General features: G+C 69.3%; 13 protein-coding genes. 10 read left to right on the plus strand and 3 right to left on the minus strand.

What is annotated here, in order from left to right; translation table 11 throughout:
- The first annotated feature begins 138 nt into the window (after positions 1 to 138).
- The gene (locus ABZ267_RS01385) at positions 139 to 1,614 is read left to right on the plus strand and encodes a gluconate:H+ symporter (RefSeq protein ID WP_356747064.1); all 1,476 of its coding nucleotides are present in this window, start codon (positions 139 to 141) and stop codon (positions 1,612 to 1,614) included.
- Between the two features lie 73 nt (positions 1,615 to 1,687).
- Here ABZ267_RS01385 and ABZ267_RS01390 read toward each other — a convergent pair whose 3' ends face one another.
- Positions 1,688 to 2,062, minus strand: a complete 375-nt coding sequence (locus tag ABZ267_RS01390; protein WP_356747062.1) for a type II toxin-antitoxin system VapC family toxin — start codon at positions 2,060 to 2,062, stop codon at positions 1,688 to 1,690.
- The gene (locus tag ABZ267_RS01395; RefSeq protein ID WP_356747060.1) at positions 2,062 to 2,304 is read right to left on the minus strand and encodes a type II toxin-antitoxin system prevent-host-death family antitoxin; all 243 of its coding nucleotides are present in this window, start codon (positions 2,302 to 2,304) and stop codon (positions 2,062 to 2,064) included. Before ABZ267_RS01395 ends, ABZ267_RS01390 begins: the two co-directional genes overlap by 1 nt.
- Before the next feature lie 171 nt (positions 2,305 to 2,475).
- Between ABZ267_RS01395 and ABZ267_RS01400 the strand changes: the two genes are divergently transcribed.
- On the plus strand, positions 2,476 to 3,786 hold the full coding sequence (locus ABZ267_RS01400; protein ID WP_356747058.1) for an Nramp family divalent metal transporter: 1,311 nt from the start codon (positions 2,476 to 2,478) through the stop codon (positions 3,784 to 3,786).
- An 82-nt stretch (positions 3,787 to 3,868) separates the two neighbouring features.
- On the opposite strand, the gene ABZ267_RS01405 is transcribed toward ABZ267_RS01400, so the two are convergent.
- The gene (locus tag ABZ267_RS01405; protein WP_356747056.1) at positions 3,869 to 5,599 is read right to left on the minus strand and encodes a glycoside hydrolase family 18 protein; all 1,731 of its coding nucleotides are present in this window, start codon (positions 5,597 to 5,599) and stop codon (positions 3,869 to 3,871) included.
- A gap of 664 nt (positions 5,600 to 6,263) precedes the next feature.
- On the opposite strand from ABZ267_RS01405, the gene ABZ267_RS01410 reads away from it, so the two are divergent.
- The 8 genes from ABZ267_RS01410 (at position 6,264) to ABZ267_RS01445 (ending at position 13,374) form a co-directional block, all read left to right on the plus strand.
- The gene (locus ABZ267_RS01410; RefSeq protein ID WP_356747054.1) at positions 6,264 to 7,130 is read left to right on the plus strand and encodes a hypothetical protein; all 867 of its coding nucleotides are present in this window, start codon (positions 6,264 to 6,266) and stop codon (positions 7,128 to 7,130) included.
- Positions 7,131 to 7,234: 104 nt separating this feature from the next.
- On the plus strand, positions 7,235 to 7,951 hold the full coding sequence (gene cpaB, locus ABZ267_RS01415) for a Flp pilus assembly protein CpaB (RefSeq protein ID WP_356747052.1): 717 nt from the start codon (positions 7,235 to 7,237) through the stop codon (positions 7,949 to 7,951).
- Positions 7,952 to 7,959: 8 nt separating this feature from the next.
- Positions 7,960 to 9,261: an AAA family ATPase gene (locus tag ABZ267_RS01420; RefSeq protein WP_356747051.1), complete on the plus strand. Its 1,302-nt coding sequence runs from the start codon at positions 7,960 to 7,962 to the stop codon at positions 9,259 to 9,261.
- A gap of 3 nt (positions 9,262 to 9,264) precedes the next feature.
- A complete protein-coding gene (locus tag ABZ267_RS01425) occupies positions 9,265 to 9,726 on the plus strand; it encodes a TadE family protein (RefSeq protein WP_356747049.1) in 462 nt (153 codons plus the stop codon).
- Between the two features lie 3 nt (positions 9,727 to 9,729).
- Complete coding sequence (locus ABZ267_RS01430; RefSeq protein WP_356747047.1) at positions 9,730 to 10,107, plus strand: TadE/TadG family type IV pilus assembly protein; 378 nt, start codon at positions 9,730 to 9,732, stop codon at positions 10,105 to 10,107.
- 64 nt (positions 10,108 to 10,171) lie between these two features.
- Positions 10,172 to 11,509: a CpaF family protein gene (locus ABZ267_RS01435; RefSeq protein WP_356747046.1), complete on the plus strand. Its 1,338-nt coding sequence runs from the start codon at positions 10,172 to 10,174 to the stop codon at positions 11,507 to 11,509.
- A gap of 9 nt (positions 11,510 to 11,518) precedes the next feature.
- A complete protein-coding gene (locus ABZ267_RS01440) occupies positions 11,519 to 12,463 on the plus strand; it encodes a type II secretion system F family protein (protein ID WP_356747044.1) in 945 nt (314 codons plus the stop codon).
- A gap of 23 nt (positions 12,464 to 12,486) precedes the next feature.
- The gene (locus ABZ267_RS01445; protein WP_356747042.1) at positions 12,487 to 13,374 is read left to right on the plus strand and encodes a DUF5936 domain-containing protein; all 888 of its coding nucleotides are present in this window, start codon (positions 12,487 to 12,489) and stop codon (positions 13,372 to 13,374) included.
- The last annotated feature ends 44 nt before the right edge of the window (positions 13,375 to 13,418 follow it).

A 13,418-nucleotide genomic window follows, 5' to 3' on the forward strand; every position in this document is an offset into this window, starting at 1 on the left:
ACCGAAGGCCCTGCCGCACTGATCACCTTGCTCCACCCGCAGCAACTCTCCAACGTGCCGTACGGCACGGCGCCCCGTCCTCCGAGGGCGCCGTGCCGCGCTCCGCCCTGCCCTCCCTCCAGCACCATCGGAGTTCCCATGCCGCTCGCCGCCACCCCACCGCCGGTCGAGACGCCACCGCACACCGGTGGCCTGCTCCTCCTGATCGACGGCACCGCCGGTCTCCTGACCGTCGCCGCCCTCGGTATCGCGCTCCTCCTCTTCCTGATCATCAAGGTCAGACTCCAGCCGTTCGTCGCCCTGTTGGCGGTCTCCATAGCCGTCGGCCTCGGCGCCGGGCTCTCGGTCACCGAACTCTTCGGCACCGTCCAGAAATCCGCCGTCGTCTCGGTCATCGAATCCGGCATGGGCGGCATCCTCGGCCATGTCGCGATCATCATCGGGCTCGGTACGATGCTCGGCGCGATCCTCGAAGTCTCCGGCGGGGCCGAGGTGTTGAGCGCCCGCCTGCTGAACGCCTTCGGCGAGAAGCGCGCCCCGCTCGCCATGGGTATGACGGGTCTCGTCTTCGGTATCCCGGTCTTCTTCGACGTCGGCATCTTCGTCCTCGCACCGATCGTGTACGCGGCGGCCAAGCGCTCCGGAAAATCGATCCTGCTCTACGCGATGCCGCTGCTGGCGGGCCTGTCGATGACCCACGCGTTCCTGCCGCCGCACCCGGGCCCGGTGGCCGCCGCCGGACTCTTCAACGTGTCGCTCGGCTGGGTCATCCTGATGGGCGCCGTCGTCGGCATCCCGTCCGTCCTGGCCGCCTGGGCGTACGCCTCCTGGATCGGCAAGCGGATCTTCGTCGACGTACCGCAGGACATGGTGGATGCGGCGGCCGAGGCCAAGGAGGCCGTCGCCGCCGAGCAGCGGGCGGCGGGCGTCACGCCGCACGAGAAGCCGGTGCCGCTCCTCACGGTCCTGGCGATCATCGGCACGCCGCTGATCCTGATCCTCGCCGCCACGTTCTCCTCCATCGCGCTGGACCCGTCGACTCTCCGCTCGGTCGTGGAGTTCTTCGGCAACCCGTTCGTGGCCCTGACGATCGCGCTGTTCCTCGCGTACTACCTGCTCGGCATCCGCCGCGGCTGGTCCCGCAAGTCCCTGGAATCGGTCTCCACGTCCTCGCTCAAGCCGGTCGGCAACATCCTGCTGGTGGTCGGCGCGGGCGGCATCTTCGGCGCGGTCCTCAAGGGCAGCGGCATCGCGGACGCGCTGGCCGACACGTTCAACGACGTGGGCCTGCCGGTCATCCTGCTCGCCTGGCTGATCTCGGTGGTCCTCCGCGTGGCCCAGGGCTCGGCCACGGTCGCGATCGTCACCACGGCCGGGATCGTGGTCCCGCTGGTCGAGGGCCAGGACCTGTCCCAGGCCCACCTGGCGCTGATCATCATGGCGATCTCGGCGGGCTCGATCTTCGCCTCGCACGTGAACGACGGCGGCTTCTGGATGGTGTCGAAGTACTTCGGCATCTCGGAACGCGACACGCTGAAGTCCTGGACGGTCCTGGAGACGGTGCTGTCGGTGGCCGGCTTCGCGGTCGCGGCGCTGCTCAGCCTGGTGATCTAGGGGCCGTCAGCCCCGGGGACCGGGACGGGTGGGCGTGCGGTGCGTGTGCGCGCCCGTACGCCTGCCGGGCCGTTCAGGCGGCCATGACAGGGACGTCGTACCGCGGGATCCACTTGTCACGGGTGACGATGGTCATCCCCTCGACCTGCGCCTGGGCGATCAGTATCCGATCGAAGGGGTCGCGGTGCAGAGCAGGCAGTCTGCCCGCCCGCACCCCGTGTCCCGCGGTGACCGGCAGCGCGGTGAACTGGCTGTCGCGTACGCGCTCCGCCAGGTCGTCCGGGCCGCCCAGCTTCCCCAGGGACTGCTTGATGGCGATCTCCCACGCGGAGACCGCGCTGAGGTGGACGGAGGGTTCCGTGTCGAGGAGGTCCTTGACCTGGTCGGACAGCTCGTCGGAATCACCGAGCCACCAGAGGATCACATGGGTGTCGAGCAGCAGGCGCATCAGCGCATCCCGAAGGCGTCAGCGATGTCGTCGGGCAGTTCGTCGAAGTCGTCCGCGACGTGGATACGGCCCGCCAGCGACCCGCGTCCGGTCCTCCTGACCTTCGGACGCAGGGGCACCACCTTGGCGACCGGCTCGCCGGCCTTGCTGATCACGACTTCCTCGCCGGTGGCGACCTGCTCCAGGATCCGGGAGAGGTGCGTCTTGGCCTCATGCACGTTGTACTGCCGGGCTGCTTCCACGGCTGCCTCACCAAAGGAGAAGGGATGGACTAAGGACTGGACTAACTAAGGCTACCTCAGGCTGACTGAAGCTACCCAGGGCTACCTGCGGCTGCCCATGGTGCCGGCCTCACCACTCGATCCCCGCACGCCCCCTTGTGCCGTCCCGCCGATTGCGCTTCCTTGATCGGCATGTCCGAGACAAGCGCAACCACAGAGACAGGGGAGCCGGCCTCCCGACCGCGTAAGTCCAGCTGGAAGTACATCGGGCCCGGGATCGTGGTCGCGGCGACCGGGGTCGGGGCCGGGGATCTGGTCGCGACGCTCATCGCGGGCAGCAAGTTCGGGTACACCCTGATGTGGGCGGCGGTGATCGGCTGCATCGTCAAGATCTCGCTCGCCGAGGCCGCCGGCCGCTGGCATCTGGCGACCGGGCGCACGCTCTTCGACGGGTGGCGCAGCATCGGCGCGTGGACGACCGTCTACTTCGCGATCTACGTCGTCGTCTGGGGCTTCATCTACGGCGCCACGGCCATGTCCTCCAGCGCCCTGCCGATCGTCGCGCTCTTCCCGGACGGGCCGGGGCTGAAGTTCTGGGCGATCGTGACCGGGCTGATCGGGCTGGCCTTCGTCTGGTTCAACCGGTACGCCGTCTTCGAGAAGGTCATGACGGTCCTGATCGGCATCATGTTCGTGGTGGTCGTGTACGTGGCCGCCCGGGTCGTGCCGGACGTCGGGGCCTCGTTCGCCGGGCTCGTCCCCGTACTGCCGGACGGTTCGCTGCTCTACACCCTCGGGCTGATCGGCGGTGTCGGCGGCACGATCACGATGGCCGCGTACGGCTACTGGGTGAACGCGAAGGGGTGGAGCAACTCCTCCTGGATGAAGGTGATGCGGCTCGACAACCGGGTCGCCTACATCACCACCGGGATCTTCGTCGTCGCGATGCTCATCGTCGGCGCCGAGCTGCTGCACGCCTCGCAGCTCGCCCTCACCTCCGGCGACCGCGGGCTGATCGACCTGGGCAAGGTGCTGGAGGACCGGTTCGGCACGGGTACAGCGAAGCTCTTCCTGGTCGGCTTCTTCGCCACCTCGTTCTCGTCGCTGATCGGTGTGTGGCACGGCGTGAGCCTGATGTTCGCCGACTTCGTGGAGCGGTTCCGGGCCCCGGCCGCCGAGGACGCTGCGGAGAAGGAGCACGCGGGGCCGGCCGTCGTCGACCGGCAGCAGCGGTCGCTGCCGTTCCGCGCGTACCTCCTCTGGCTCACCTTCCCGCCGATGACCCTGCTCTGGCTGGACGAGCCGTTCGGCCTGGTCATCGCGTACGGGGTGCTCGGCGCGTTCTTCATGCCCTTCCTCGCCCTGACCCTGCTCTGGCTGCTCAACTCTTCCCGTACGCCCAGCCAGTGGCGCAACGGCTGGCTCAGCAACGGGATGCTGGCCCTCGCCGGGCTGCTGTTCATCGTGCTGTGTGTGCAGCAGGTGCGTGAACTGCCTTGGTGACTGCGACCAGGTGAAACGCCGCAGCGCCGCCGGGGGAGCGGCGGCGCTGCAGGTTTCGGGGTGGTGCGGTGGTGATAACCGGTTACGGCAGGCTGCGGACGTGCGGGCCGACCGCCTTCGACCAGGCGAACCCGGCCGTCGCGTCCCAGTTCGTCGACCAGGTCATCGCGCCACGGAGCGACGGGTAGGTCTTCGAGGGCTTGAACGAACCGCAGTTGGTGCCCTTGGTCAGGCAGTCCAGCGCGGCGTTCACGATCGACGGGGCGACGTAGCCGCTGCCCGCGCCGCGGGTGGAGGCCGGGACGCCGATGCCGACCTGGCTCGGGTCGAGGCCGCCTTCCAGCTGGATGCAGGCGAGCGCGGTGAGGAAGTCCACCGAACCCTGCGAGTAGACCTTGCCGTCACAACCGAGCATCGAACCGCTGTTGTAGTACTGCATGTTGACGACGGTCAGGATGTCCTTGACGTTGAGCGCCGTCTTGAAGTACTCACCCGACGTCGACTGCATGTCGATGGTCTGCGGCGCCATGGTCAGCACGAGCCCGGAGCCCGCCTTCGCCGACAACTGGCGCAGCGCCTTCGACATGTAGGTGGCGTTGAGGCCGTTCTCCAGGTCGATGTCGACCCCGTTGAAGCCGTAGTCCTGCATCAGCGCGTACACCGAGTTGGCGAACGCGGTGGCGGAGGCGTCGTTGTCGACCCGGATCGTGCCGAGCTCGCCGCCGATCGAGATGATGACGCTCTTGCCCTGCGCCTGCTTGGTCTTGATGTCCGAGCGGAACTGCGCGTCGGTGTAGCCGTTCAGACCGGCCGTGTCCAGCTTGAAGGTGACCGCGCCCGGCGTCGCCGTGGCGTCCGCGAAGGAGACCGCGATGATGTCGTAGTCGGCCGGCACATCGGTGAGCTTCTGGACGGCCGCGCCGTTGTTGAAGTTCTGCCAGTAGCCGGTCACCGCGTGCTTGGGCACGGCGGGGCCGGGGCCACCGGAACCGGGCTTGGCCGTACGGGCGCTGACGGCGGCCGACTTGACCGACTCACCGGCCGCGTTGGTGGCGCTCACCGTGAACTGGTACGCCGTGTCGGCGGCCAGCCCCGTGACGGTCGCCGAGGTCCCGGTGGAGGTGGTGGCCTGCACACCGTCCCGGTACACCTTGTAGCCGGTCGCGCCGGAGACCGCGTTCCAGGACAGGGCCACGGAAGAGGTCGTCGTGGCACCCGCGGTGAGACCGGCCGGGGCCGCCGGGATGACCGGGCCGGGGCCGTCGCCGCCACCGCCGCCGTCCGGGCCCGTCACCTCGACGTCGTCGGCGAAGTAGGCGGACTGCCCGTACCAGCCGTGGGTGTAGACGGTCACCGAGGTGGTGTTGGCGCCGGTCTTGAAGCTCGTGGAGAGCTTGGTCCAGGTGGAGGAGCCCGGCGTCCAGGTGGAGACGTCGGTCGTTCCGCTGCCGGTCACGCCGAGGTAGGCGTAACCGCCCTGCACCCAGGAGCTCAGCGCGTACGTCGAGTTGGGCTTCACGGCCACGGTCTGCGTGCACTTGGCGTGGTCCTGGCCGGCCGGAGTGGCCTTCAGGGCCGACGTGCCGCTGCGCACGGGCGTGGTGACGGTGGCGCCGCTGCCGGCGGAACAGGACCAGTTGGCGAGCCCCGACTCGAAGCCCGCGTTCTTGGCGTTGTTGACGTCGGCGGCCTGGGCGGTGGAGACCAGTCCGGTGACGGTGAGGGCGCCGGCCGCGATGACGGCCATGGCGCCGCCGAGGAAGGGCCGGGAGGTGTGCCTTCTGCGTCTTCTGCTGCCTGCGGAGCGTTGCACGGGGTCCTCCGTGGGGAGTTGGTGGTGCGTGGCGGGGATGGTGCGGCGGTGCGGGCTGGCGGACGGACGGGTGCGCGGCGACGGGGATGGGGAAGGGCCGCGCGGGTGGAGCGGAAGCGGTCGTCACCGCTGGCGGATAAACTGGTCCAGACCAATCAAGTTGTCAAGACCTCTGGCAGTGAAAGGGGCTTCGCGAGGTATCGGCGCGCACCGGCTCCGGTCGCCCGCCCGGTGCTCGGCGGAGAGGTCCGGACCGGATTTTCTTTGCCGGACGGTGACCCGGCGTCCGCGCTTCGCTACCCACAAGGGTGATCTTGCCGAAGGTCTCCGTACCGTGACGAGAACCACCCGCCGAAACGGTCCGGAACGCGCCCCTGTCCGTCCTGACGTGCGGGAATGGAAGCCTGACCGGATTCTGGATGGCGGGTTCGGTAACGCTCCGCAAGGACGGCGGAGTTGACCGGAATCGATTTCGTCCCGTTTAGCACCCGACCTCCGTACGAACGGTGTTCGCATGATGACGCACAGGTCTCCGATAACTGTTCTCTGCCTGATGAGACGTGGCTAAAGTGCTGAGACAGGAGCACGGAGCAGGAGCGATTGCGGCCGACGTCTCGACGGCGGCCGGAGCCGAACGGGGAAGAGCGTGCCGACCGCGATAGCAGTGACGAGTGCAGATCTGGTGCTGCCGCCCACCGATCAGCAGACACCGACCGCGGCCCTGCTCCAGGCCCCCGAAGCCCAGGCCCTGGAGCTGGCGATCGGCGACATGCATCTCCTGCTCGAACAGCACGGATATGTGATCGCCCTCTATCCGTCCGGCATCCGGCCCGAACACGTCAGACGGCTCCACTCCATGCGCTCGGTCCTGGAGAGCGACCGGATCGCGCTGGTCGAGGTCGACCTGCCGCCGCTCGGCGTCGCCGTACTCGTGCGCCAGCTGCGGCAGTTGTCCATCTGCGACTTCAGCCCCGGCGTCGTCGCCTCCGCCGCCCGGCTGCTGTCCCACTACATCTACGCCGGCGCCCTGCTCAACTCCGTCGCCAGGCTCGACCGGGTCCCGGTCAGCCTCAAGAGCCACGCCAGGTCCTGGGTCCCCGGCTCCCAGTTCGCCGTGCTCGCCGGCCCCGAACCGCAGCTCATCAAGGTCGGCCCGGACGCCGAACCGCTGGCCGGACCGGAATTCCGTACGCATCTCCTGATCGCGCGAGGGCAGTTGACGTCGGACTGGGTGCAGGAGACCCTCGCGCCCGCCTGGCAGGTCCAGGCCGTCCACGAGACGCCTGTTCCCGCCGACTCGCCGCGCTGGTGGGGCACGGGAAAGCTGGTGGAGTTCGCCGCCCACCTCCCGGACATCTCCGTGCTGTACCAACTGGTCGCCTCCGTCCGCCGGGAGAGATGCCACTGGTGCGCCATGGAACTCATCGGTGACCGCTGCGCCTTCTGTTCCGCACCGCTCGCCGCACCCGAGAACCGCACGCCGTCCACCGGTGTCCTCCAGTTGGAGGCAGGCAAGCCCTCCGGCCCCTAGGCCCGCCCGGCCCAGGCACCCGGCCCACGGGCCCGTACCGCCTCACCGGGCCTCCCTCTCCGTCCGCTGCCCACGCATCCGATTCGAACGAGGTTGTCCGGCCCATGAACTCCCGCCAGCGCCGCGGCGTGATACTCCTGCTCCTGTCGGTCCTGTGTGCCTTCGGTGCCTTCGCCGGCGTCCTCTCGGTGATCAGCGATGTGAACTCCAAGGTCGGTCCCGAGGTCACCGCCTACCAGCTGAAATCCGATGTGGCTCCCTATACGGCCCTGAACAGCGGTCAGTTCGAGAAGATCACGATGCCCAAGCGCTGGCTCTCGGAGAACGCCGTCACCGACCTGCGGGAGGTCGAAGGCAAGATCGCCGTCACCGAGCTGCGCGGCGGCTCGCTCCTCCAGTCGGACATGATGGTGCGCAAACCCGAACTCCGCGCCGGAGAGCAGGAGATCGCCATTTTGATCGACGCCGCCACCGGCGTCGCCGGCAAGATCACACCGGGCGCCACCGTCAACATCTACGCCACCTTCGCCGGCGAGCAGCAGCAGGAGAACGCCACTCCGGCCCAGTCCAAGGTCATCGTCTCCAACGCCAAGGTGCTGGAGGTCGGCAAGCTCACCGCGCTCAACCCGAGCGGTGACGACCGGCGCACCCAGATGACCGAGGCCGTGCCGATCACCTTCGCGCTCAACACGCTGGACACCCAGCGCATCGCCTACGCCGAGTCCTTCGCGGAGCACGTACGTCTCGCACTCGTCGCCCCCGGCAGCGACGGCACCATCCGCCCGGGCGACCGCACCTACACGCTCGACAAGGACAAGTGAGGGACCGGATGACCACCAGAATCCTCCCGGCCGTGGCCGACCCGGACGCGGCCCGCTCCCTCACCACTCTGCTCAGCCAGCTGCCCGACGCCGAACCCGCGGCCCCGGTCACCGACTCCACGCAGCTGATCGACACGTTGGCGCGCCTGGCCGGCGAGGCGCTGGACGAGCTGCCCGAAGTGGTGCTGGTGCACGAGCGGATCGGCCCGGTCCCGGCGCTGGAGCTGATCCGGGAGGTGTCCCTGCGGTTCCCGTCCGTCGGGGTCGTCATGATCACCACGGACGCCGGCCCGCACCTCTTCGCCGACGCGATGGACTCCGGCGCCCGCGGCCTGGTCACGCTGCCCGTGGGGTACGAGGAACTCGCCAACCGGGTCCAGGCGGCGGCCCAGTGGTCGACCGGCGTACGCCGCCACCTCTCCTCCGCCGGCGACGTCTTCACCGGACCCGGCGGCACCGTCGTCACGGTCACCGGCGCCAAGGGCGGCGTCGGCGCCACCGTCACCGCCATCCAACTCGCCCTGGCCGCTCAGGCGTCCGGCCACACCGTCGCGCTGGTCGACATGGACCTCCAGACCGGCGACATCGCCTCCTTCCTCGACGTACAGTTCCGCCGCTCGCTCGTCGACCTGGCGCTGATCACCGACATCTCGCCGCGCGTCCTCGCCGACGCCGTCTTCTCGCACTCCACCGGCCTCGCCCTCCTCCTGGCTCCCGGCGAAGGCGAACGCGGCGAGGAGGTCAGCGACCGCTCGGCGCGCCAGATCGTCAGCGCGCTCCGCTCGCGGTACGAGATCGTGGTCATCGACTGCGGCGGCCAGATGAACGGCGCCAACGCGGCGGCCATCGAGATGGCGGACACGGCCCTGCTGGTGACGACCCCGGACGTGGTCGCGGTGCGCGGCGCGAAACGCATCGTACGGATGTGGGAACGGCTCCAGATCCGCAAGGCCGAGGAGACCGTCACCCTGGTCAACCGCTTCACCCGCAACACCGAGATCCAGCCACCTCTGATCCAGAAGATCACCGGCACCCGGGTCGCCTCCGCCGCGGTCCCCGCCAACTTCAAGGAGCTCCAGGCCGCCGTCGACTCCGGGCGCCTGCACGAACTGGACGTCAGGAGCACGGTCAAGCAGGCTCTGTGGGGCCTGGCCGGAGAGCTGGGCATCGTCAAGCCGAGCGCGACCGCCAAGAAGTCCGGCGGCGTTCTGGCCAGGAGGAACAGCGGCACCTTCAAGAACGACCGGGGCTCGATCGGACGCCCGCGCCGCCGGCGCGGCGGGCCCGCCGACGCTGAGGGGACACGTTGAGCGATGACGACGACGACCGGAAGGACGGCTCGCGGCTCCATAAGGAGGCCCTGGCGACCCTGGCAGCGGCGGGAGGCTGACCGCGGTCGGATCCGGCAGTTCCGACGGAACGACCGCGGCCAGACCGCGATCGAGTTCCTCGGCATGACCCCCTTCATCATCCTGATCATGCTCGTGCTCTGGGAGTGCGCACTGATCGGCTACACCTTCAGCCTCGCGGGCAACGCGGCGGACGTGGGCGCGCGCAAGGGGAGCGGCGCGGAGTACGGGGCCGATGCGGCCTGCCGGGCGGGCGCGATGAAGGATCTGCCCGACGCCTGGTCGGGCACGGCCCAAGTGAGCTGCGGCACGGGCTCGGACCTGTACGAGGCCGAGGTGCGGCTCAAGGTCCCGGTGCTGGTGCCGGGCCTGTTCGACCTGGACATCCCCATCACCGGTGAAGCCGGATCGCCGAGGGAGGACTGAGTGATGACGGCAACCGTGAACGCATCGCCGAACACCCGCCGGGACCGCGGCCAGGTCGCCCTGGAGTACCTCGGCTTCCTGCCGCTCCTGCTCCTCGTCGCCATGGGCGCCCTCCAGCTCGGCCTCGCCGCGTACGCCGCCAACCAGGCGGGCACGGCCGCCCGCGCCGGAGCCCGTACGGCGGCCAGCTACGACGCCCACGGGGACCCGGAGTCCGTGGCCCGCGGCTCGGTGAGCGGCTGGCTGAGCGGCGACGGGTTCGGGTACAGCCAGAGCGGCGGCGAGGACATCACCGCCACGGTCAAGGTCAAGGTCCCGTCCGTCGTCCCCGGCCTGGACGGCTGGGTGGCGACCCGGAGCGCCACGATGCCGCGCGAGTAGCGCCACGCACGGCCCACGCCGACCCGGCCCCGCACCACCCGTCACACCGAGGAGAGTTACGCCGATGAGCCTGCGGGCACGCATGACCGCCCCGGACGAGCAGGGCAGCGGTCGGGAGGACGGCCACCTGGTGGCCACCTACCGGGCCAAGCTGCTGGAGGAGATCGACCTCGCGGAGATGTCCTCGCTGGCCGCCGCCGACCGGCGGGCCCGGCTGGAGCGCGTACTCGGCCACATCATCAGCCGTGAGGGCCCGGTCCTCTCCACCGTCGAGCGCTCGCAGCTGATCCGGCGCGTCGTGGACGAGGCGCTCGGCCTCGGCATCCTGGAACCGCTCCTGGAGGACGCGTCGATCACCGAGATCATGGTGAACGGCCCGGACCAGATCTTCGTCGAGCGCAGCGGCAAGGTCGAGCAACTGCCGCTGCGCTTCGGCTCGCACGAGCAGCTGATGCAAACCATCGAGCGCATCGTGTCGACCGTCAACCGCCGTGTGGACGAGTCGAATCCGATGGTCGACGCACGGCTGCCGAGCGGCGAACGTGTCAACGTGATCATCCCGCCGCTCTCGCTGACCGGTGCCACGCTCACCATCCGCCGCTTCCCGCGCTCCTTCACCCTCCAGGAGATGATCGGCTTCGGCTCGCTGGACGAGCAGATGCTGATCCTGCTGGCCGGTCTCGTCCAGGCCAAGTTCAACATCATCGTCTCGGGCGCCACCGGCACCGGCAAGACGACGCTCCTCAACGCGCTCTCCGGCCTCATCCCGAACACCGAGCGCATCGTGACCATCGAGGACTCCGCCGAACTCCAGCTCCAGCAGAGCCATGTGATCCGGCTGGAGTCCCGGCCGGCCAACGTCGAGGGCAAGGGCCAGATCACCATCCGCGACCTGGTCCGCAACTCGCTGCGTATGCGGCCCGACCGCATCGTCGTCGGTGAGGTCCGTGGCGGTGAGTCGCTCGACATGCTCCAGGCGATGTCCACCGGCCACGACGGCTCGCTCGCCACCGTCCACGCCAACAACGCCGAGGACGCGCTGATGAGGCTCCAGACCCTGGCTTCGATGTCCGAGGTGGAGATCCCGTTCGAGGCGCTGCACGACCAGATCAACAGCGCCGTCGACGTGATCGTCCAGCTCACCCGGCACGCCGACGGCACCAGGAAGATCACCGAGATCGCGGTGCTCGACTCGCACGGCCGCGACCCGTACCGGATCGTCACGGTGGCCCGCTTCAACGGGCAGCCGATGGCCTCCGACGGCCGGATCCACGGCCGCTTCCAGTACCTGCCGCTGCCTCGCAGGGTCGCCGACCGCCTCTACATGGCGAGCCAGCCGATCCCGCAGGCGTTCGGCATCGCGCAGAGCGCCGAACAGCTCGCCACCCGAGAGGCCAACTAGGTACCGCGCATGGACAACGTCAACCTCCCTCTGCTCACCGTCGGCGTCACGCTGATCGCCTGTGTGCTCGGCGTGATGGGCCTGTACGCCTACTCCGGCGGCAAGGCCGACCGCGACGCGCTCGTCGAGCGGCTCTCGTACGTCGGCCAGGTCCCCGAGACCGGCCGCCGGCGCCGGTTCCGGAACCTGGACCGGCGGCTGCGGGCCACCGCGCTCGGCCGGAGGCTGGAGCTGAAACTCGCGGCGACCGGCATGGAGCTCACGCCCGGAGAGTTCTTCGTCTACGCGCTCCTCGCGATGGCCGGGCTGTGGATGATCGCCTCCTCCGTGCTTGCCACCTTCTTCGGCCCGGTTGCCGCGCTGATCGGTCTCTGGGGCACCAACGCGTTCCTCAACTGGCAGCGGATCAAGCGCACCGAGAAGTTCATCAACCAACTCCCGGAGCTCTCCCGCATCCTGGCCAACGCCACTCAGGCGGGCCTGGCCCTGCGCACCGCGCTCTCCATGGCCGCCGAGGAGCTGGAGGACCCGGCAGGCGAGGAACTGGCGCGCGTGGCACGGCGGTTGGCGGTGGGCGAATCGCTGGATGAGGCGCTGAGCGAACTGACCGACCGACTGCCGTCCCGAGAACTCGTCGTCCTGGTGACGACGTTGGTCCTCTCCAACCGGGCCGGCGGTACGGTCGTCAGCTCGCTGCGCAACCTCACCGAGACGCTGGAGGAGCGCAAGGAGACCCGCCGGGAGGTCAAGACCCAGCTCTCGCAGGTGACCGTCACCGCCTACGCCGTACCGGTCTTCGGCATCGGCGCGATGCTCCTGATGAACGCGGTCATGCCGGGAGCGCTGGACCGGATGACCGGCGCCTTCATCGGCCAGGCCGCGGTGGTCGTGGCCCTCGCCCTGTACGCGGTCGGGTTCGTGGTCATCCGCCGCCTCTCCCGCATCGACGTCTGAGACCAGGAAGAAGAGGTACGGACATGGATCTGCTGCTCGCCCTGGTCGTCGGCCTCGCCGTCTACGGGGCCATCCACGGCATCCGGATGTACCGGGCCGACGCCAAACTTCCCGGCGACCTCGCCATCGCGCTGGAATCCGGCTCCTCGCGCACGAGCGCGGTCGGCTCCGGCATCGACCGGCTCGGCATCCGCTGGGCCCCGATGGTGCTGCGGATGATGGGCCCGAAGGCGGTCAACAAGAAGCGCCGCCAGATCGACCTGGCCGGAAACCCGGGCGGCCTCACCATCGACCGTTACGCGGCCCGCCGCGCCGTCTACGGCGCGCTCGGCCTCCTCGGCGCCTTCTCCATGCTCCTGCGCGGCCAGCTCTTCCTGGCTCTCCTCATGATCGCGTTCGGCCTGTTCTGGGTGGAGGCGGGCATCTGGTCGGCGATCCGGGTCCGCCGCGAGCACATCGAGCGCACGCTGCCGGACTTCCTCGACGTCCTCGCCGTCGTCGTCTCCGCCGGCCTCGGCTTCCGGCAGGCGCTGGACCGGGTGGCGGAGAAGTACGAGGGCCCGTGGTCCGACGAACTCCGCATCACCCTGCGCCAGATGGACATGGGCGTCAGCCGCCGCCAGGCCTTCGAGGAACTGCGCAGACGCAACGACTCGGAGCAGGTCGCGATGTTCGTCACCACGCTCCAGCAAGGTGAGGAGCTCGGCGCTCCGATCGTCGAGACGCTCATCCAGATCGCCAACGACATGCGCCGCACCGACGCGCAGAACGCCCGCCGCAAGGCGGCCAAGGCGGTCCCGAAGGCGACGTTCGCGGTCACGACGTTCCTGCTGCCCGGCACGCTCGTTCTCCTCACGGTCGGGTTCGTGTACGGAGCCGACGTCGACTTCTCGTTTCTCTCGGGCGGCTGACATGAACGGCGTACGGGAAGGGGACGACGGGGACAGCGGAGCCT

Origin of the sequence: Streptomyces sp. NPDC006174 (assembly GCF_040614075.1) — a bacterium.
Classification (GTDB): domain Bacteria; phylum Actinomycetota; class Actinomycetes; order Streptomycetales; family Streptomycetaceae; genus Streptomyces.

Excerpts from the sequence above, each read along its gene's own strand:
- ABZ267_RS01420 (WP_356747051.1), top strand. The coding sequence starts at position 7,960 with ATGACCACCAGAATCCTCCCGGCCGTGGCCGACCCGGACGCGGCCCGC.
- ABZ267_RS01435 (WP_356747046.1), top strand. The coding sequence starts at position 10,172 with ATGAGCCTGCGGGCACGCATGACCGCCCCGGACGAGCAGGGCAGCGGT.
- ABZ267_RS01385 (WP_356747064.1), top strand. The coding sequence starts at position 139 with ATGCCGCTCGCCGCCACCCCACCGCCGGTCGAGACGCCACCGCACACC.
- ABZ267_RS01400 (WP_356747058.1), top strand. The coding sequence starts at position 2,476 with ATGTCCGAGACAAGCGCAACCACAGAGACAGGGGAGCCGGCCTCCCGA.
- cpaB (WP_356747052.1), top strand. The coding sequence starts at position 7,235 with ATGAACTCCCGCCAGCGCCGCGGCGTGATACTCCTGCTCCTGTCGGTC.
- ABZ267_RS01430 (WP_356747047.1), top strand. The coding sequence starts at position 9,730 with ATGACGGCAACCGTGAACGCATCGCCGAACACCCGCCGGGACCGCGGC.
- ABZ267_RS01440 (WP_356747044.1), top strand. The coding sequence starts at position 11,519 with ATGGACAACGTCAACCTCCCTCTGCTCACCGTCGGCGTCACGCTGATC.
- ABZ267_RS01425 (WP_356747049.1), top strand. The coding sequence starts at position 9,265 with ATGACGACGACGACCGGAAGGACGGCTCGCGGCTCCATAAGGAGGCCC.
- ABZ267_RS01390 (WP_356747062.1), bottom strand. The coding sequence starts at position 2,062 with ATGCGCCTGCTGCTCGACACCCATGTGATCCTCTGGTGGCTCGGTGAT.
- ABZ267_RS01445 (WP_356747042.1), top strand. The coding sequence starts at position 12,487 with ATGGATCTGCTGCTCGCCCTGGTCGTCGGCCTCGCCGTCTACGGGGCC.